This is a genomic window from Salinimicrobium sp. 3283s, assembly GCF_039602225.1.
Lineage (GTDB): Bacteria > Bacteroidota > Bacteroidia > Flavobacteriales > Flavobacteriaceae > Salinimicrobium > Salinimicrobium profundisediminis.
The window spans coordinates 2299336-2317948 of record NZ_CP143631.1 but is presented as its reverse complement, the minus strand read 5'-3'; the positions used below and the strand labels follow the sequence as shown (position 1 = coordinate 2317948).

At 39.7% G+C, this 18613-nt stretch carries 32 protein-coding genes; all 32 read right to left on the bottom strand.

Annotated elements, in window-relative coordinates; translation table 11 throughout:
• Positions 1-15: 15 nt before the first annotated feature.
• Positions 16-1305, bottom strand: a complete 1290-nt coding sequence (locus tag VS868_RS10300) for a citrate synthase (RefSeq protein ID WP_345597263.1) — start codon at positions 1303-1305, stop codon at positions 16-18.
• 275 nt (positions 1306-1580) lie between these two features.
• On the bottom strand, positions 1581-2873 hold the full coding sequence (gene eno / locus VS868_RS10295; protein ID WP_345597261.1) for a phosphopyruvate hydratase: 1293 nt from the start codon (positions 2871-2873) through the stop codon (positions 1581-1583).
• 396 nt (positions 2874-3269) lie between these two features.
• On the bottom strand, positions 3270-4391 hold the full coding sequence (carA, locus tag VS868_RS10290) for a glutamine-hydrolyzing carbamoyl-phosphate synthase small subunit (protein WP_345597259.1): 1122 nt from the start codon (positions 4389-4391) through the stop codon (positions 3270-3272).
• Positions 4392-4556: 165 nt separating this feature from the next.
• Positions 4557-5051: a 50S ribosomal protein L17 gene (gene rplQ, locus VS868_RS10285; RefSeq protein ID WP_266070255.1), complete on the bottom strand. Its 495-nt coding sequence runs from the start codon at positions 5049-5051 to the stop codon at positions 4557-4559.
• Positions 5052-5147: 96 nt separating this feature from the next.
• Positions 5148-6140 (bottom strand): DNA-directed RNA polymerase subunit alpha, encoded by a 993-nt coding sequence (locus VS868_RS10280; RefSeq protein ID WP_266070254.1) that lies wholly within the window; start codon positions 6138-6140, stop codon positions 5148-5150.
• Positions 6141-6160: 20 nt separating this feature from the next.
• Positions 6161-6766, bottom strand: coding sequence for a 30S ribosomal protein S4 (gene rpsD, locus VS868_RS10275; RefSeq protein WP_266070253.1), 606 nt, complete (start codon positions 6764-6766; stop codon positions 6161-6163).
• Positions 6767-6854: 88 nt separating this feature from the next.
• Positions 6855-7244, bottom strand: coding sequence for a 30S ribosomal protein S11 (gene rpsK, locus VS868_RS10270; RefSeq protein WP_265162665.1), 390 nt, complete (start codon positions 7242-7244; stop codon positions 6855-6857).
• Positions 7245-7252: 8 nt separating this feature from the next.
• Positions 7253-7627, bottom strand: a complete 375-nt coding sequence (rpsM, locus tag VS868_RS10265; RefSeq protein ID WP_168139061.1) for a 30S ribosomal protein S13 — start codon at positions 7625-7627, stop codon at positions 7253-7255.
• A 2-nt stretch (positions 7628-7629) separates the two neighbouring features.
• Entirely contained in the window at positions 7630-7746 is a 117-nt protein-coding gene (ykgO, locus tag VS868_RS10260; protein WP_037325435.1) for a type B 50S ribosomal protein L36, read from the bottom strand.
• A 5-nt stretch (positions 7747-7751) separates the two neighbouring features.
• A complete protein-coding gene (gene infA, locus VS868_RS10255; protein ID WP_006988529.1) occupies positions 7752-7967 on the bottom strand; it encodes a translation initiation factor IF-1 in 216 nt (71 codons plus the stop codon).
• A complete protein-coding gene (secY, locus tag VS868_RS10250; RefSeq protein ID WP_266070252.1) occupies positions 7967-9304 on the bottom strand; it encodes a preprotein translocase subunit SecY in 1338 nt (445 codons plus the stop codon). The genes infA and secY overlap by 1 nt, the downstream gene beginning before the upstream one ends.
• Positions 9305-9313: 9 nt before the next feature.
• Positions 9314-9766 (bottom strand): 50S ribosomal protein L15, encoded by a 453-nt coding sequence (gene rplO, locus VS868_RS10245; RefSeq protein WP_266070251.1) that lies wholly within the window; start codon positions 9764-9766, stop codon positions 9314-9316.
• A 9-nt stretch (positions 9767-9775) separates the two neighbouring features.
• Positions 9776-9958, bottom strand: a complete 183-nt coding sequence (gene rpmD / locus VS868_RS10240) for a 50S ribosomal protein L30 (protein ID WP_266070250.1) — start codon at positions 9956-9958, stop codon at positions 9776-9778.
• Positions 9959-9970: 12 nt separating this feature from the next.
• Complete coding sequence (gene rpsE, locus VS868_RS10235) at positions 9971-10495, bottom strand: 30S ribosomal protein S5 (protein WP_265162661.1); 525 nt, start codon at positions 10493-10495, stop codon at positions 9971-9973.
• Between the two features lie 4 nt (positions 10496-10499).
• Positions 10500-10859 (bottom strand): 50S ribosomal protein L18, encoded by a 360-nt coding sequence (gene rplR / locus VS868_RS10230; RefSeq protein ID WP_266070249.1) that lies wholly within the window; start codon positions 10857-10859, stop codon positions 10500-10502.
• A gap of 11 nt (positions 10860-10870) precedes the next feature.
• On the bottom strand, positions 10871-11413 hold the full coding sequence (gene rplF / locus VS868_RS10225) for a 50S ribosomal protein L6 (protein ID WP_266070248.1): 543 nt from the start codon (positions 11411-11413) through the stop codon (positions 10871-10873).
• Between the two features lie 19 nt (positions 11414-11432).
• Entirely contained in the window at positions 11433-11831 is a 399-nt protein-coding gene (rpsH, locus tag VS868_RS10220) for a 30S ribosomal protein S8 (RefSeq protein WP_266070247.1), read from the bottom strand.
• A 64-nt stretch (positions 11832-11895) separates the two neighbouring features.
• Positions 11896-12165, bottom strand: a complete 270-nt coding sequence (gene rpsN / locus VS868_RS10215) for a 30S ribosomal protein S14 (RefSeq protein ID WP_266070246.1) — start codon at positions 12163-12165, stop codon at positions 11896-11898.
• 2 nt (positions 12166-12167) lie between these two features.
• Entirely contained in the window at positions 12168-12719 is a 552-nt protein-coding gene (rplE, locus tag VS868_RS10210) for a 50S ribosomal protein L5 (RefSeq protein WP_266070245.1), read from the bottom strand.
• A gap of 2 nt (positions 12720-12721) precedes the next feature.
• Positions 12722-13033 (bottom strand): 50S ribosomal protein L24, encoded by a 312-nt coding sequence (gene rplX, locus VS868_RS10205; RefSeq protein ID WP_266070244.1) that lies wholly within the window; start codon positions 13031-13033, stop codon positions 12722-12724.
• A 12-nt stretch (positions 13034-13045) separates the two neighbouring features.
• The gene (gene rplN / locus VS868_RS10200; RefSeq protein ID WP_265162654.1) at positions 13046-13414 is read right to left on the bottom strand and encodes a 50S ribosomal protein L14; all 369 of its coding nucleotides are present in this window, start codon (positions 13412-13414) and stop codon (positions 13046-13048) included.
• A 2-nt stretch (positions 13415-13416) separates the two neighbouring features.
• Positions 13417-13674: a 30S ribosomal protein S17 gene (gene rpsQ / locus VS868_RS10195; RefSeq protein WP_093113468.1), complete on the bottom strand. Its 258-nt coding sequence runs from the start codon at positions 13672-13674 to the stop codon at positions 13417-13419.
• Positions 13675-13691: 17 nt separating this feature from the next.
• On the bottom strand, positions 13692-13883 hold the full coding sequence (rpmC, locus tag VS868_RS10190; RefSeq protein ID WP_097056535.1) for a 50S ribosomal protein L29: 192 nt from the start codon (positions 13881-13883) through the stop codon (positions 13692-13694).
• Between the two features lie 11 nt (positions 13884-13894).
• Positions 13895-14314, bottom strand: a complete 420-nt coding sequence (rplP, locus tag VS868_RS10185) for a 50S ribosomal protein L16 (protein WP_266070243.1) — start codon at positions 14312-14314, stop codon at positions 13895-13897.
• A 19-nt stretch (positions 14315-14333) separates the two neighbouring features.
• Positions 14334-15056 (bottom strand): 30S ribosomal protein S3, encoded by a 723-nt coding sequence (gene rpsC / locus VS868_RS10180; RefSeq protein WP_266070242.1) that lies wholly within the window; start codon positions 15054-15056, stop codon positions 14334-14336.
• An 8-nt stretch (positions 15057-15064) separates the two neighbouring features.
• The gene (rplV, locus tag VS868_RS10175) at positions 15065-15472 is read right to left on the bottom strand and encodes a 50S ribosomal protein L22 (protein WP_266070241.1); all 408 of its coding nucleotides are present in this window, start codon (positions 15470-15472) and stop codon (positions 15065-15067) included.
• Positions 15473-15480: 8 nt separating this feature from the next.
• Positions 15481-15759 (bottom strand): 30S ribosomal protein S19, encoded by a 279-nt coding sequence (gene rpsS, locus VS868_RS10170; RefSeq protein WP_029035468.1) that lies wholly within the window; start codon positions 15757-15759, stop codon positions 15481-15483.
• Between the two features lie 6 nt (positions 15760-15765).
• Entirely contained in the window at positions 15766-16593 is an 828-nt protein-coding gene (gene rplB / locus VS868_RS10165; protein WP_266070240.1) for a 50S ribosomal protein L2, read from the bottom strand.
• 9 nt (positions 16594-16602) lie between these two features.
• Positions 16603-16893 carry a 50S ribosomal protein L23 gene (gene rplW / locus VS868_RS10160; protein ID WP_029037130.1) on the bottom strand — a complete coding sequence of 97 codons (291 nt, stop codon included), beginning with the start codon at positions 16891-16893 and terminating at the stop codon, positions 16603-16605.
• A gap of 5 nt (positions 16894-16898) precedes the next feature.
• Positions 16899-17528 (bottom strand): 50S ribosomal protein L4, encoded by a 630-nt coding sequence (rplD, locus tag VS868_RS10155; protein ID WP_345597224.1) that lies wholly within the window; start codon positions 17526-17528, stop codon positions 16899-16901.
• Positions 17528-18139: a 50S ribosomal protein L3 gene (rplC, locus tag VS868_RS10150; protein WP_266070238.1), complete on the bottom strand. Its 612-nt coding sequence runs from the start codon at positions 18137-18139 to the stop codon at positions 17528-17530. Before rplC ends, rplD begins: the two co-directional genes overlap by 1 nt.
• Positions 18140-18296: 157 nt before the next feature.
• Entirely contained in the window at positions 18297-18602 is a 306-nt protein-coding gene (rpsJ, locus tag VS868_RS10145; RefSeq protein ID WP_010181931.1) for a 30S ribosomal protein S10, read from the bottom strand.
• Positions 18603-18613 lie beyond the last annotated feature (11 nt).

Genomic DNA, 18613 nt, shown 5'->3' with positions numbered 1-18613 from the left:
TATTAATGGAGCATTTTATCTCTTTTCAATTTCTTTGAAAGCACGTTTAGTCTCTCCAATATAAACCTGTCTTGGACGGCCAATTGGTTCTTTTCTAAGGCGCATTTCTCTCCATTGTGCAATCCAGCCCGGAAGACGGCCAACTGCAAACATTACTGTAAACATCTCAGTCGGGATACCCATAGCACGGTAAATAATACCCGAATAGAAATCTACGTTTGGATAAAGTTTTCTCTCTACAAAGTACGGATCTTCTAAAGCTGTCTTTTCAAGACTCTTGGCAATCTCTAGAATTGGATCTTCAACACCCAGCTGGCCAAGTACTTCATCGGCAGCTTTCTTTATAATTCTTGCCCTTGGGTCAAAGTTTTTATACACCCTGTGCCCAAAGCCCATTAGCCTGAAAGGATCGTCTTTATCTTTTGCTTTTGCAATGAATTTTGAAGTATCTCCACCATCTGCTTTGATCTCCTCAAGCATCTCGATTACAGCCTGGTTTGCCCCACCGTGAAGCGGACCCCACAATGCAGAAACTCCTGCCGAAATTGAAGCGAATAAACCTGCATGAGAAGAACCTACAATTCTCACTGTGGAAGTAGAACAGTTTTGCTCGTGATCTGCATGAAGGATAAGCAACTTATCTAGCGCATCGACCAAAATCTTGTTCTGCTTGTAAGTCTTTTTTGAGTTATCATCCTGGAACATCATTTTCAGGAGGCTCTCTACATAACCAATGTTGGTATCTTTATTAAAGAGCACCTGGTTGCTCTTCTTGCGTAAAGTCCATGCTGCAAGAACAGGGAATTTTGCAAGGATCTTCACTATGGCCCGGTACATATCTTCTTCAGACTCAACATTCACCGACTTTGGATTAAAAGCGGTTAGTGCACTGGTAAGAGAAGCCAGGACCCCCATTGGGTGAGCTGTTTGAGGAAACCCTTTAAGCACAGTTTTCATATCCTCATTCACGATGCTTTGATCGAGAATATCGGTATTAAAATTTTGCAACTGCACCTCAGTTGGTAATTCCCCAAAAATTAAAAGATAAGCTACTTCTAGAAAATCGGCTTTTTCAGCTAATTCTTCAATGGAATATCCACGGTATCTCAAGATCCCCTCTTCTCCATCAAGAAAAGTAATTGCACTCTCACAAGCACCCGTATTTTTATATCCGGGATCTAAGGTTATTGCTCCACTTTGCCCTCGCAACTGCGTAATATCCAGGGCAACTTCTTTCTCTGTGCCTACAACCATTGGCAGGTCATAGGTCTTTCCATCAATTTTTATAGTAGCTACTTTTGACATATTTGTTATGGATTTTCTTATGATTTATTTTCAGGATTGCTAATTTACAAAATTCTACCTTATTTTTCGGCAGCACACAGCTTTTCCTCAAAGGCCCAAGTACTGAAAACAAGCCTAAAAGCTTATTAGAAATGACGAAAAAACAGTTATCTCCCTAATTCTGAACTCTCTTAAAAATAGGAAGATCAAAATATTGCAGAGATGACGAATATCATGTTCTAAAAGAAAAAGCCTTTCCCGAAGGGGAAAGGCTTAGAAAAAAGGTGAAGTACCTGTTATAATTTAACCTTGAAAGCTTTTTCCTGCGGGAAATAAGCTACACTTCCTAGTTCTTCTTCAATGCGAAGAAGCTGGTTGTATTTTGCCATACGGTCACTACGCGAAGCAGAACCGGTTTTAATTTGACCTGTGTTAAGTGCCACAGCTAAATCGGCAATAGTATTATCTTCGGTCTCTCCCGAACGGTGCGACATTACAGAGGTATAACCTGCGTTGTGCGCCATGTTCACTGCCGAAATAGTTTCGGTAAGCGTACCAATCTGGTTCACTTTAATAAGGATAGAGTTCGCTATGTTGTTTTCTATTCCTTTTGAAAGACGCTCTACGTTAGTTACAAATAAATCGTCTCCTACAAGCTGAACTTTGTCTCCAACTTTTTCTGTAAGAGCTTTCCACCCATCCCAGTCGTTTTCGTCCATTCCATCCTCAATAGAAATGATTGGATATTTTGAAACAAGTTCAGCAAGGTATTCTGCCTGTTCCTGGCTGCTTCTTACCTTCCCGCTTTCTCCTTCAAATTTGGTGTAGTCATACTTGCCATTTTCGTAGAATTCAGCCGAAGCACAATCTAGAGCAATCATCACTTCTTCACCCGGTTTGTAACCTGCGTTTTTGATAGATTGTAAAATAGTATCTAAAGCATCTTCTGTTCCGTCTAAAGTTGGCGCAAAACCACCTTCATCACCCACAGCAGTGCTTAGACCTCTCTTGTGAAGTACTTTTTTGAGGTTATGGAAAATCTCAGTACCCATTTTAAGAGCTTCAGAAAAATTCTTGGCCTTTACGGGCATCACCATGAACTCCTGAAACGCAATAGGAGCGTCACTGTGAGAGCCACCGTTAATAATATTCATCATGGGAACAGGAAGCGTGTTTGCGCTCACACCACCCACATAGCGATACAACGGCATATTGAGTTCATTTGCCGCAGCCTTTGCTACTGCTAATGAAACACCAAGAATGGCATTTGCTCCAAGCTTAGATTTGTTCTTTGTACCGTCAAGCTCAATCATTACCTGGTCGATAACATTTTGATCGAAAACAGAATATCCAAGAAGCTCTTCAGCAATTACTTCATTCACGTTCTTTATAGCCTGTAGCACACCTTTACCCATGTAATCACTGCCACCATCACGTAGTTCAACCGCTTCATGTTCCCCGGTAGAGGCTCCTGAAGGGACTGCTGCTCTTCCAATGGTTCCATTTTCAGTTTCTACATCAACTTCAACAGTTGGATTACCGCGAGAATCAAAAATCTGGCGGGCATGTATGTTTATTATAACGCTCATATTTAGAAATTTTAATTAATTATCTTTTTTAGCCCCTGCAAGATACGAATACTTCAAAAGAATAGTAAAAACCAAAGCCTTTAGTTCAAAGGAATTAAGAGAAATTTATTAACGAGAACGATGTAGATAGCTTCTAAAACTTCGGAAGCGGGGTTTCCAATTTCTTCAGGTTAAAAACAGCAGAATTTCTTCGGAAATTTCTTCAAAAACTTAAAGGAAGTTGCCATTATTCCCTTCGGAAAAAGTTCAGAAAAATGCTGAAAATTTATTCAATAACTACTTCCGAAGGAAAATTCTCTAAGCCTGAAATTTACTTCAGAAATAAAAAGACAAAAAAAATCACCCTTCAAAAATGCCATTTTTGAAGGGTAATGCTACACATTGATCTTCTGAAAATTATTCAGCTGTGATTTCTTCGCCTATTAGGTTGTGAATGAACTCATCGAACAGATAATGAGCATCATTTGGCCCGGGACTGGCTTCAGGATGGTATTGAACCGAGAAGCAATTCTTGTTTTTCATCCTTATTCCCGCTACGGTCTGGTCATTTAGATGTGTATGGGTCACAACAACATCGGGATGGGCTTCAGTTTCCTCTTTATTCACCGAAAAACCATGATTTTGAGAGGTAATTTCCCCTTTTCCGGTTTCCAGGTTAAGAATAGGATGATTTATCCCCCTGTGGCCATGGTGCATTTTGTATGTAGAGATGTCATTTGCCAGGGCGATGATCTGGTGGCCAAGGCAAATCCCAAAAAGCGGTTTATCTTCAGCAATTATATCTTTAGCCACCTGAATGGCATTTTTAAGAGGTTCGGGATCGCCGGGACCATTGGAAAGCAGGTAACCGTTGGGCTCCCACTCTTTCATTTGGGCATAAGTAGTATCATAAGGAAACACCTTGCAATACACATCACGTGAAGCCAGGTGCTTTAAAATGCTCTTTTTGACACCCACATCAAGTACGGCGACTTTAAAGCGGGCAGATTCATTTCCGAAGAAATAAGGCTCTTTAGTAGAGACTTTTGAGGCAAGTTCGAGACCGTTCATATCGGGCACATTGGCAAGTTCCTGCTTCAGGGCCTCTAAATCTTCAAACTGGGTGGTTAAAACCGCATTCATAGCACCATTTTCCCTGATATAGGTAACCAGGGCACGGGTATCAATATCTGAGATCGCGAAGAGCTCACTGCGATCAAGGAATTGCTGAAGCGTTTCATTGGCTGCAGGACGCGATTGATAATAACTGAAATTCTTGCACACCAAACCAGAGATCTGGGCTTTCTCAGCTTCTTTCTCATTTTCATTTGCACCGTAATTACCTATATGGGCATTGGTGGTGACCATAATTTGCCCGAAATAAGACGGATCTGTAAAAATTTCCTGGTATCCTGTCATTCCCGTGTTGAAACAGACCTCTCCAAAGGCCTTTCCATCCTTATCTCCCACCGCTTTGCCATGGAAGATGGTGCCGTCTTCAAGTAGTAAAATGGCTTTTTTTCTTGCTTGGTATTTCATGATTGCTCGTCTTTATCCTTCACAAAAATAAATTTTATTAAGGATTATTTGATTTTAAATTTCGGTTTCAAAGTAACTTTTTTGGCACCCTGGCGTGAGGGTATAAAAAAAGGATAAGCTTTAACGGCTTATCCTTTTTAAGAAATTAAGAATCAAGAATCATATCTATTCCTTGTTTCCTTCGTCTTTTTTATCTTCAGCAGAAGCCTCAGGTTTTGCTTGTGCAGCATCAGAAGACTTTTTACTTCTACCAGCTCTACGGGTAGATTTCTTCTTCTCTGGCTTATTCACGTTATAGATTTCGTTGTAATCTACAAGTTCAATAAGTGCCATATCTGCATTATCACCTAACCTGTTTCCAAGTTTAATGATTCTGGTGTATCCTCCCGGACGATCACCAACCTTAGGAGCAATCTCGCGGAACAATTCAGAAATTGCATTCTTGTCGCGAAGTTTGCTAAATACTATTCTCCTGTTGTGAGTAGTATCTTCTTTAGACTTGGTTACCAATGGTTCAACAAATTGCTTTAAAGCTTTTGCTTTTGCCACAGTAGTGTTAATACGTTTGTGCTCAATTAGAGAACAAGCCATATTTGCAAGCATAGCCTTACGGTGTGCTGTTTGTCTACCCAGGTGATTTGTCTTTTTTCCGTGTCTCATGACGTTTTTTGTTTCATCATCTTGCTGCGACCCATTTTGAGGAGCAAATTATGATGGTTATTATTTTGTTTTATTGACTACTGCGTATTTACGCGACTAGTCTTTATCTAATTTATATTTTGAAAGATCCATTCCAAAGTTCAGGCCTTTGTTGTTTACCAACTCTTCAAGTTCGGTAAGCGATTTTTTACCAAAGTTTCTGAACTTCATAAGGTCATTCTTGTTGTAAGATACTAAGTCACCAAGGGTATCAACTTCTGCAGCTTTAAGACAGTTCAATGCTCTAACTGAAAGGTCCATATCAACTAACTTGGTTTTTAGCAACTGACGCATGTGAAGGGATTCTTCATCGTAAGTCTCAGTCTGTGCAATCTCATCGGCCTCCAGAGTGATGCGTTCGTCAGAGAACAGCATAAAATGGTGGATCAAAGTTTTAGCAGCTTCGGTAAGAGCTTCTTTAGGATGAATAGAACCATCTGTAGAAATCTCGAAAACCAATTTTTCATAATCGGTCTTTTGCTCTACCCTATAGTTTTCGATGCTATATTTTACATTCTTTACAGGAGTGTAAATAGAATCTGTGTAGATCGTACCGATAGGTGCATTTGGCTTCTTATTCTCTTCAGCAGGAACGTATCCTCTACCCTTTTCTACAGTAACCTCCATGTTAAGGTTCACTTTCTTATCCATGTTACAGATCACTAAATCGGGATTAAGGATTTGGAAACCTGAGATGAATTTTTGGAAGTGACCAGCAGTTAATTGCTCCTGACCAGATACAGAAATGGTAACGGCTTCATTGTCTATTTCATCAATTTGCCTTTTAAACCTGATCTGTTTAAGATTCAAGATTATTTCGGTTACGTCTTCTACTACCCCGGGGATAGTTGAGAATTCGTGCTCTACTCCTTCGATGCGAACCGAAGTAATAGCGAACCCTTCAAGTGAAGATAAAAGCACTCTTCTTAGAGCGTTACCAACAGTCAATCCATAACCTGGTTCCAAAGGGCGAAATTCAAATTTCCCTTCGAAATCGGTTGAATCAATCATTATAACTTTATCGGGCTTCTGAAAATTTAATATTGCCATATTACGACTTCTGTGAATTATTATTTCGAATATAATTCGACGATGAATTGTTCATTGATATTTTCCGGAATTTGTACTCTTGCCGGAACAGAAACATAAGTTCCCTGTTTGGTCTCGTTGTTAAACGTGATCCATTCGTAGACACTGCTAGAATTAGCTAATGAATCCTGGATGGCAGTTAAGGATTTTGATTTCTCTCTTACTCCTACAACATCTCCTGCTTTTAACTGGTAAGATGGAATGTTTACCAACTCTCCATTCACAGTTAAATGCCTGTGAGAAACCAATTGTCTTGCAGCACGTCTAGATGGGGCAATTCCCATTCTATATACCACGTTGTCTAAACGAGACTCACATAATTGTAAAAGCACCTCCCCGGTAATTCCCTGGGCACGTGTTGCTTTTTCAAACATGTTTCTGAATTGACGCTCAAGAATACCATAGGTATACTTAGCTTTTTGCTTTTCCATTAACTGGACAGCGTATTCAGATTTTTTTCCGCGACGACGGTTATTACCATGTTGTCCCGGAGGATAGTTTCTTTTTTCAAAAGATTTGTCATCTCCGAAAATAGCTTCCCCGAACTTACGGGCGATTTTAGTCTTTGGACCAGTATATCTTGCCATTGAAAAATTTGTTATAAAGCAAGCGATCGTGGAATTAAGGTCACTGTCCTTCGCAGATCTTTTGCTTACTTTTGTTTATACTTGTTAATTAAACTCTACGTCTTTTTGGAGGACGACATCCGTTGTGTGGAAGTGGAGTAACATCGATGATCTCGGTCACTTCAATACCAGCATTGTGAAGGGAACGAATAGCAGATTCTCTACCGTTTCCTGGTCCTTTCACAAAAACCTTTACCTTACGAAGACCTGCTTCGTGTGCCACTTTTGATGCGTCTTCTGCAGCCAATTGTGCTGCATAAGGAGTATTTTTCTTAGACCCTCTAAAGCCCATTTTACCGGCAGAGGACCATGAGATAACATCTCCTTTTTTATTGGTCAACGAAATGATAATGTTGTTGAAAGAAGCAGTAACATGCGCTTCTCCAATAGACTCAACATTTACCTTACGCTTCTTTTGAGTTGCTTTTGCTTTTGCCATCCTACTTATTATTTAGTTGCTTTCTTCTTGTTTGCAACTGTTTTTCTTCTTCCTTTTCTGGTTCTGGAGTTGTTTTTAGTTCTTTGTCCTCTTAACGGTAATCCCGCTCTGTGACGAATTCCTCTATAACTTCCAATATCCATTAAGCGTTTAATGCTCAACTGGATCTCTGAACGCAATTCACCTTCTATTTTAAAAGATCCAACGGCCTCACGAATTCTTCCGATTTCGTCATCATTCCAATCGGAAACTTTTTTTCCTTCTTCTACGTTGGCCTCTTTAAGAATTTCCTGAGCTCTGCTCTTTCCAATTCCGAAGATATAGGTCAATGCTATAACGCCTCGCTTTTGTTTTGGTATATCAACACCTGCAATTCTAGCCATAACTACCCTTGTCTTTGTTTAAATTTTGGATTCTTTTTGTTAATCACGTACAGTCTGCCTTTTCTTCGCACAATCTTGCACTCGGCACTTCTTTTTTTAATTGATGCTCTAACTTTCATAGTTATTAGTATCTGTAAGTTATTCGAGCCTTAGATAAATCGTACGGGCTCATTTCTAATTTCACTTTGTCCCCAGGCAATAATTTGATGTAATGCATCCGCATTTTACCTGAGATATGCGCGGTCACAACATGACCGTTCTCTAACTCCACCCGGAACATTGCATTTGATAATGCTTCAATGATCGTTCCGTCTTGTTCTATTGCCGATTGTTTTGCCATTATGCTACTGCTTTTCTGTTTTTACCGGTTTTCATAAGACCATCATAATGCCTATTTAACAGGTATGAATTAACCTGCTGCATGGTATCGATTGCAACTCCTACCATAATAAGTAATGATGTTCCTCCAAAGAACAACGCCCATCCGGCCTGAACTCCCAAAAGGGAAACGATAATTGCAGGGAACACTGCGATAAGCGCTAAGAAAACAGAACCCGGCAGGGTGATTTGCGACATGATGCGATCTAAAAATTCTGAAGTTTCTGAACCAGGTCTTATCCCGGGTATGAAACCACCACTTCTTTTAAGATCATCTGCCATTTTATTGGTAGGTACCGTAATCGCGGTGTAAAAGTACGTAAAAATTATAATTAACACTGCAAAAACCAAATTGTACCAAAAGCCGAAGATATCGCTGAAGGCAGCTGTAACTCCTTGTGCGGTTTCAGACTGTGAAAGCCCTGCAACCGCTGCCGGAATAAACATTATTGCCTGCGCGAAAATAATTGGCATAACTCCAGAAGCATTAAGCTTCAATGGAATATATTGTCTTGAACCAAAAACATTCTTTTCGTATCCTCCCGTAGCAGTTCTTCTTGCATACTGGACAGGGATTTGTCTAACAGCCATCACTAACATTACACTGGCCAGAATTATTACAAACCATATTACAAGTTCAATAAGGATCATAATCATTCCTCCATTCGATTCGAATACTCTGGAAGCAAATTCCTGAATGAAGGCTTGTGGCAATGTTGCAATAATACCTACCATGATAAGCAGTGAAATACCGTTACCAATACCTTTATCAGTTATCTTCTCTCCAAGCCACATTGCAAAAATGGTCCCTGTAGTAAGGATTATTACAGAAGAAGCAACAAAGGTCACTGTACTTCCAAGCAAAAATGCACCTGAAGGTAAGGTGGCAAAAAGGTTATAAATATAACCAGGCCCCTGTACAAGAGTAATAGCAATAGTCAACCATCTTGTGATTTGATTGATCCTTCTACGACCACTCTCTCCTTCTTTCTGCAATTTCTGCAAATAAGGAACAGCAATTCCCATTAATTGCACTACAATAGATGCCGATATATAGGGCATAATTCCCAAAGCAAATACAGAAGCATTCGAAAATGCACCTCCTGTAAAAGCATTAAGAAGCCCTAATAAACCGCCATCTGTTTGAGTAGCAAGGTTCGCTAATTGAGACGCATCAATTCCAGGAAGCACCACCTGTGCTCCAAAGCGATACACCAGCAATAAACCGAGGGTTACTAAAATTCTATTTTTTAGCTCCTCGATTTTCCAGATATTCTTTAATGTATTGATGAATTTCATTGTTATCTATTATAAAGTAACAGCTTCACCACCAGCAGCTTCAATAGCTTGCTTTGCTGAGGCAGTAAATTTATGAACAGATATTTTCAACTTAGCTTTTAATTCACCTCTTCCTAATATCTTAACCAACTCGTTTTTTCCAGCCAATCCGTTCTCAACAAGAACATTCATATCAACTGTATCGGTGATTCTTCCTTCGTCAACCAAAGCTTGAAGTTTATCAAGATTGATACCCTGATAATCTTTACGGTTGATGTTAGTAAAACCGAATTTTGGAACTCGTCTTTGAAGTGGCATTTGCCCTCCTTCAAATCCTATTTTCCTAGAGTAACCAGAACGAGATTTTGCACCTTTATGACCACGGGTAGCAGTACCGCCTTTCCCTGATCCTTCACCACGCCCAACTCGCTTCGCGTTACTTTGAACTGAACCTTTAGCAGGTTTTAAGTTACTTAAATCCATGTGAGTTTCTTATTTGGTCTCCTCTACAGAGACTAAGTGATTTACTTTATTTACCATACCAAGGATGTTTGGCGTATTATCGTGCTCCACAACCTGACCAAGTTTTCTTAGACCAAGTGCTTCCAAAGTACGTTTTTGGTTTTGAGTGCGCTTAATAGCACTTTTTACCTGTGTAACTTTTATTCTTCCCATTATTCCTTGTTATTAACCTTTAAAAACTTTCTCAAGAGAAATACCGCGTTGACGGGCAACAGTCTCCGCACTTCTTAACTGAAGTAATGCATCAAAAGTAGCTTTCACCACGTTGTGAGGGTTTGATGATCCCTGGTTCTTTGAAAGTACATCATGAACACCAACAGATTCCAGTACCGCACGAATCGCTCCACCAGCAATAACTCCAGTACCCGGAGCTGCAGGTAAAAGCATCACTCTAGCTCCACCGTATTTCCCTTTTTGTTCGTGAGGAAGTGTTCCTTTATTAAGAGGAATACGCACCAGGTTTTTCTTAGCGTCTTCAACCGCTTTAGCGATAGCATCGGCTACTTCTTTAGATTTACCTAAACCCTGGCCTACAACCCCATTCTCGTCACCTACAACTACAATTGCAGAGAAGCCAAATGCTCTACCACCTTTTGTAACTTTGGTAACACGTTGCACACCAACCAAACGGTCTTTTAATTCAAGTCCACCCGGTTTTACAAGTTCTACATTTTTATAATCCTGATACATACTTTTAGAATTTTAGTCCTCCTTCGCGAGCACCTTCTGCTAATGATTTTACTCTTCCGTGGTATAAGTATCCTCCTCTGTCAAATGAGATGGTCTCAATCCCGGCTTTTAAAGCTTTTTCAGCAATAGCTTTACCAACTAAAGCTGCCTGCTCTATTTTATTCTCTACAGTCGCCGAGGCAACATCTTTATCTCTTGAAGAAGCAGCTACCAAAGTTTTCCCATCCACATCATTCACAATTTGAGCATAAATTTCTTTATTGCTTCTAAAAATGGAAAGTCTTGGACGGCCCTGAGTACCGCTTATATCTCTTCTGATCCTTTTCTTGATCTTAGTTCTTCTATCTTGTTTTGAAACTGCCATAATCTTAGTTATTAAGCTGATTTACCTGCTTTTCTTCGTAACTGTTCACCTTTGAACTTAATACCTTTACCTTTATAAGGTTCTGGCGCACGGAAAGATCTGATCTTTGCAGCTACCTGGCCAACCAGTTGTTTATCATGTGAAGTCAATTTCACAACAGGATTTTTACCTTTATCTGAAATTGTTTCCACTTTTACTTCGGGGGCCAAATCTAAGACAATGTTGTGAGAGTACCCAACAGCCAGGTCCAATTTTTGACCCTGGTTAGATGCACGGTACCCTACACCTACTAGTTCAAGTTCGTGAGTGAATCCATTAGTAACACCCTCAATCATATTGTTGATCAAAGCACGGTAAAGACCGTGTTTTGCCTTATGATCTTTCTTTTCTGAAGGACGCTCAAATGTAATAACCCCGTCTTCTATGATGATATCAATCTCAGAATATTCCTGAGTTAGCTCACCTAATTTTCCTTTTACCGTAACAACTCCGTCCTTAATGTCTACTGTAACACCTTGTGGAATTGTGATTGGACTTTTACCTATTCTGGACATTTCTTTTCGTCTTTAAATATTAGTAAACGTAACACAATACCTCACCACCAACTTTATCCTGTTGAGCCTGCTTCCCTGTCATTACACCATGAGAAGTAGACACAATAGCGATTCCAAGTCCATTAAGGATACGAGGAAGCTCATTGGCACCGGCATACTTACGTAAACCAGGTTTACTTATGCGTTGAATCTTTTTTATAACAGGCTCTTTAGTAACCTTATCATATTTAAGCGCAATCTTAATGCTACCCTGAGCAGTAGATTCGTCAAATTTGTAGCTAAGGATGTACCCCTGATCAAAAAGTATTTTGGTGATCTCCTTTTTAAGATTAGAAGCAGGGATCTCCACCACTCTGTGGTTTGCAGCAACTGCGTTTCTAATTCTTGTTAAATAATCTGCAATAGGATCTGTATTCATCTATTTTAATTTGCGAAAGTGGTTTTCCTCCGGTATGGAAAGAACCTTCTTTCAATTTATAATCTTACCAACTAGCCTTTTTGACTCCGGGAATTAATCCGTTGTTCGCCATTTCTCTGAAAGTTACCCTTGAAATTCCGAACTGTCTCATATACCCTCTAGGTCTTCCTGTCAACTTACAACGATTATGTAGTCGCACGGGAGATGAGTTCTTTGGAAGTTTTTGTAGTGCTTCATAATCGCCAGCCTCTTTAAGAGCCTTACGTTTTTCAGCATACTTATCTACCAATTCCTGTCTCTTCACCTCACGGGCTTTCATTGATTCTTTAGCCATAATTAATTCTTTTTAAAAGGTAATCCCAGTTCAGTTAACAATGATTTCGCTTCCTTATCAGTATTGGCACTGGTCACAAAGGTAATATCCATACCATTGATCCTGTTAACCTTATCGATATCGATCTCAGGGAAAATAATCTGCTCGGTTACCCCAAGGTTATAATTTCCTCTTCCGTCAAATCCGGTTGCGTTAATACCATTAAAATCACGAACACGTGGAAGTGCAGAAGTGATCAAACGATCTAAAAATTCATACATTCTCTCCCCACGCAAAGTAACTTTGGCACCAATAGGCATCCCTTTACGTAATTTAAATGAAGCAACGTCTTTTTTAGAAATGGTCGCAACAGCTTTTTGACCTGTAATAGCTGTTAATTCATCTACCGCATGGTCAATAAGTTTCTTATCTGCAACAGCAGCACCAACGCCACGGCTCACAACTATCTTTTGTAGTTTTGGAACCTCCATTACGTTGGAGTAGCTGAATTCTTCTGTAAGAGTGGAGATCACTCTCTCTTTATACTCTTGTTTAAGTCTTGGTACGTACGCCATAACTATATTACTTCATTAGATTTTTTGGAAAACCTTACTTTCTTATCGTTCTCCTCTCTATATCCAACCCTGGTAGTTTCACCATTTTTGTCGATCAAAGAAAGATTAGAAATATGAATAGGTGCTTCCTTCTTTTTAATTCCACCCTGAGGATTGGATGCGCTAGGCTTCTCATGCTTAGAAACCATATTCACACCTTCCACAATGGCTTTATTCTTATCCAGAAATACTTGCTGCACTTTACCTTCCTGACCTTTATGATCTCCAGCAGTTACACGAACGTTATCTCCGGTTTTTATTTTAAGCTTTTTCATCTTATTTCTGTATTAAAGCACTTCTGGTGCTAATGATACGATCTTCATGAATTGCTTATCACGAAGTTCACGTGCTACAGGTCCAAAAACACGTGTACCCCTCATTTCCCCAGCTGGGTTGAGAAGAACACATGCGTTATCGTCGAAACGGATGTAAGATCCGTCTGGTCTGCGCACTTCTTTTTTGGTACGAACAACAACTGCTGTTGAAACTGCACCCTTCTTTACATTTCCGTTAGGTGTAGCTTCTTTAACACTGACAACGACCTTGTCTCCAACAGAAGCGTATCTTCTATTTGTACCGCCCAATACACGAATAACTAAAACTTCTTTAGCTCCGGTATTGTCTGCAACTCTTAATCTAGACTCTTGTTGTACCATAATTACTTCGCTCTTTCAATTATTTCTACTAATCTCCAGCATTTCGATTTACTCAAAGGACGTGTTTCCATGATCCTTACAGTATCTCCAATGTTGCAGTCGTTTGTTTCGTCGTGCGCCACATATTTCTTCGTTTTCAAAACGAACTTTCCATACATGGGGTGCTTTACTTTTTTAGTTTCAGAAACCACAATAGATTTCATCATCTTATTACTGGTAACAACACCTATACGTTCTTTTCTTAAGTTTCTTTTTTCCATTTTCAGCAGAATAACACTTATTGTTGTTCTCTTTTAGTTAACTCTGTAGCAATACGCGCTATAGATCTTCTTACAGTTCTCAACTGTATTGGGTTCTCTAATGGCGATACTGCGTGAGCCATTTTAAGATCGGAATATGCTTTCCGTGACTTACCAAGTTCTTCCTGTAATTCTGCTACAGACAATTCTCTAACTTCTGATTGTTTCATAACGTGTCTTATTAAGCTTGATAATCTCTAGCTACGATGAACTTAGTTTTTACAGGAAGTTTTTGAGCCGCCAGGCGAAGAGCCTCTTTAGCAACATCAAAAGGCACACCTCCTACTTCAAAAAGTATTCTTCCGGGTTTTACAACTGCAGCCCAGTATTCAACGGCACCTTTACCTTTACCCATACGTACTTCAAGAGGCTTTTTTGTAATAGGCTTATCTGGAAAAATTTTAATCCAAAGTGATCCTTCCCTCTTCATATAACGAGTAGCAGCAATACGCGCAGCTTCTATTTGTCGTGCAGTCAAAAAATTAGAATCTAATGACTTTATTCCAAAAGTTCCGTTTGAAAGTCTGTGCCCTCTTTGAGACACACCCTTCATACGGCCCTTCTGCATTTTGCGATATTTTGTTCTTTTAGGCTGTAACATTTTTCTTTACTTTAAAAAATTACTTTCTACGACGCGATTTTGGTGCACCGCTTCGTCCGGTTCCGGTTTTTCCTCCTTGTTTTTTGGCCATGCCAACAAGTGGAGAAAGTTCTCTTTTACCGTATACCTCACCTTTCATGATCCATACTTTAACACCCAATCTACCATAAGTAGTATGAGCTTCAACTAAAGCATAATCAATATCGGCTCTAAATGTTGACAATGGAATTCTTCCATCCTTGTAGGATTCTGAACGAGCCATTTCTGCCCCATTCAAACGCCCTGAGATCTCAATCTTAATCCCTTCAGCATTCATCCTCATTGCAGCCGCAATAGCCATTTTAATTGCACGACGGTAAGAGATACGATTCTCAATTTGCCTTGCAACACTAGAACCCACTAAATGAGCATCAAGTTCTGGCCTTTTAATTTCAAAGATGTTGATTTGAACTTCCTTGTCGGTAATCTTCTTAAGCTCTTCCTTAAGCTTGTCTACCTCCTGACCTCCTTTACCAATAATGATACCAGGACGGGCTGTGGTGATAGTAACGGTTACAAGCTTTAGAGTACGCTCAATGATTACTCTGGATACACTCGCTTTTGAAAGACGAGCATGGATATATTTTCTAATCTTATCGTCTTCGGCTAATTTATCGCCGTAGTCATTTCCTCCGTACCAGTTGGATTCCCATCCTCTAATGATACCAAGACGATTCCCGATTGGATTTGTTTTCTGTCCCATACTCTTAACTAGCTTTGTGTATTATTGTTTGCTCCAAGAACCAAAGTAACATGGTTGGAACGTTTTCTAATTCTATGTGCGCGACCCTGTGGTGCAGGACGTAGTCTCTTCAACATACTTCCTCCGTCAACGCGAATCTCTTTTACAAACAATTCTGCATCTTCAATACTCGCATCTTCATTCTTAGCTTGCCAGTTGGCAAGTGCAGACAAAAGCAACTTTTCAAGACTCTTAGACGCGTCTTTAGAATTGAATTTCAAAATTTGAAGCGCTCTTTCTACTTTTTCACCACGAACAAGGTCTGCAACCAGACGCATTTTTCTTGGCGAAGTAGGGCAGTTATTTAGTTTAGCAAAAGCTATTTGCTTCTTAGCTTCTTTAGTTTGCTCTGCTCTTTCTCTTTTACGAACTCCCATAGCTTCAATTATCTTTTACCTTTATTCTTAGCACCAGCATGACCTCTAAAAGATCTTGTTGGTGAAAATTCACCTAATTTATGACCTACCATGTTCTCAGTGATGTACACAGGAACAAACTGACGCCCGTTGTGCACAGCAATAGTTTGCCCAACAAAATCTGGAGTGATCATTGAAGCCCTTGACCAGGTCTTAATAACCGCTTTCTTTCCAGACTCGGTATTCTGCGCAACTTTCTGTTCTAATTTATAGTGAACGTAAGGTCCTTTTTTTAATGAACGTGCCATATCTTATTATTTCTTTCTACGTTCTACAATATACTTATTACTCGCTTTCGTTTTAGAACGGGTTCTGTAACCTTTTGCAGGTAATCCCTTTCTAGAACGTGGGTGACCTCCTGAAGCACGACCTTCACCACCACCCATTGGGTGATCAACCGGGTTCATAACAACAGGTCTGGTTCTTGGTCTTCTACCTAACCATCTATGTCTACCAGCCTTACCAGAGACTAACAACTGATGATCACTGTTTGAAACAGCACCAATAGTTGCAACACAACTGGCAAGCACCCGTCTGATCTCTCCAGAAGGCAACTTGATAGTAGCATATTTTCCTTCTCTTGCCATTAACTGAGCAAAAGCACCTGCACTACGAGCCATTACAGCTCCCTGCCCTGGCCTAAGCTCAATACAAGAAATAATAGTACCCAAAGGAACGATAGACAAAGGCATAGCATTACCAATTTCGGGTGCTACATCCTGCATTCCAGATACTATGTTCTGGCCAACCTGAAGTCCATTCTGAGCAATAATATATCGTTTCTCACCATCCTGATAATTCAATAGTGCGATAAAAGCTGTTCTGTTTGGATCATACTCAATAGAAGCAACTGTTGCAGGGATACCCTGCTTGTCTCTTTTAAAGTCTATAATCCTGTAACGCTTTTTATGACCACCACCTATATAGCGCATGGTCATTTTTCCCTGACTGTTTCTACCACCAGATCTTTTGTTCGGAGCCAATAAACTTTTCTCCGGCTTATCAGTAGTGATCGCGTCAAATCCGTTCACTACTCTAAAACGCTGACCAGGGGTAATTGGTTTTAATTTTCTAACTGACATTCTTTAATCTTAAAGATTACTATATAAATCAATAGTTTCACCTTCCGCCACCTGTACTAGTGCTTTTTTATAAGCACTGGTTTTACCAGTAACAACACCCGTTTTTGTATAACGGGTTTTTCTGTCTGGGCGGACGTTAATTGTACGAACTTTAGTAACTGAAACACCATAAGCAGACTCAACTGCGTCTTTAATTTCAATCTTATTCGCCTTATTATCAACTACAAAAGCGTACTTATTGTTAAGCTCGCTATCTGCTGTAGCCTTCTCTGTAATAATAGGTTTTATTAAGATACTCATAATGCTTATTTACTTAGATTCGACTCAATTCCTTCTAGAGACCCCTCTAAAAACACTAAGTTGTTAGCGTTTAAAATTTTGTAAGTACTTAATTCTGAAGAACTTACAACCTCATAGGTCTTTAAATTGCGTGACGACAAATATACGTTTTTATTCGAGTCACCCAACACTATCAAAGATTTTTTACCTTCCAGTCCTAAAGCCTTCAACACATCGATGAAGTTTTTAGTTTTTGGAGTATCAAATGAAAAATCTTCAACTACCATAATGGAGTTATCATTTGCCTTCATAGACAGGGCAGATTTTCTAGCCAGTCTTTTTAGGGTTTTATTCAACTTAAATGAATAACTTCTTGGTCTTGGACCAAAAACTCTACCTCCACCTTTAAAAATAGGAGACTTGATACTTCCCGCACGGGCAGTACCTGTTCCTTTTTGTTTCTTAATCTTACGCGTAGAACCAGCAATCTCTGCACGTTCCTTAGCTTTGTGAGTTCCCTGGCGTTGATTGGCCAGATACTGCTTCACATCAAGATAAACAGCATGGTTGTTAGGCTCTACTGCAAAAACAGCATCAGAAAGGTTTGCCTTTCTTCCTGTTTCTTTTCCTTTTATATCTAAAACTGCTACTTCCATTACTTCTGAATGATTACGTAAGAGTTCTTATGTCCCGGTATAGCTCCACTTACTACAAGTAGGTTCTTATCGGCTATTACTTTTAGAACTCTCAGGTTTTCTACTTTTACTTTTTCGCCACCCATTCTTCCGGCCATTCTCATACCTTTGAAAACTCTCGCAGGATAAGAAGCAGCACCAATAGAACCAGGAGCTCTTAATCTGTTGTGCTGACCATGAGTAGCCTGTCCAACCCCACCAAAACCGTGACGTTTAACAACACCTTGAAAACCTTTTCCTTTAGAAACACCGGAAACGTCTACAAATTCGCCTTCAGCAAAATGCTCTACAGTGATTGCATCACCTAGTTTATACTCTCCTTCAAATCCCTTGAATTCAACGACTTTGCGCATTGCTGCGGCTCCGGCTTTTTTAGCGTGCCCTTCGGCAGCTTTATTAGCAGTCTTTTTGTCATCGAAACCAAGTTGAAGAGCTTCATACCCGTCAACCTCTTTGGTTCTGACTTGGGTAATTACGCATGGTCCTGCTTCAATAACGGTACAAGGAATGTTCTTCCCGTTCTCGTCAAAAATGCTGGTCATGCCAATCTTTTTTCCTATTAACCCAGACATAATTAATTATTAGTTATTAATTTATATTTATTTAAAAATATTCAGGATTGAAAAACACTTCCAATCCTGAATGTATTTTTCACCGTTTTTCCCTCGCTTACAGCTCGGGACATGTTGCGTACAATTGTTGAGACAAAGCATGCTTTGTCTCATACGATCACACTTTAATCTCAACCTCTACTCCACTTGGCAATTCAAGCTTCATAAGAGCATCGATCGTTTTTGAAGAAGAACTGTAAATATCCAGTAACCTCTTATATGAGCTTAACTGAAACTGCTCTCTAGACTTTTTGTTAACGTGCGGAGAACGCAATACAGTAAATATCTTCTTGTGAGTTGGCAACGGAATAGGACCAGTTACCACAGCTCCCGTACTTTTTACGGTTTTTACAATCTTCTCGGCAGATTTGTCTACCAGGTTGTGATCGTAAGATTTTAGTTTTATTCTGATTTTTTGACTCATTTTCCTGATAA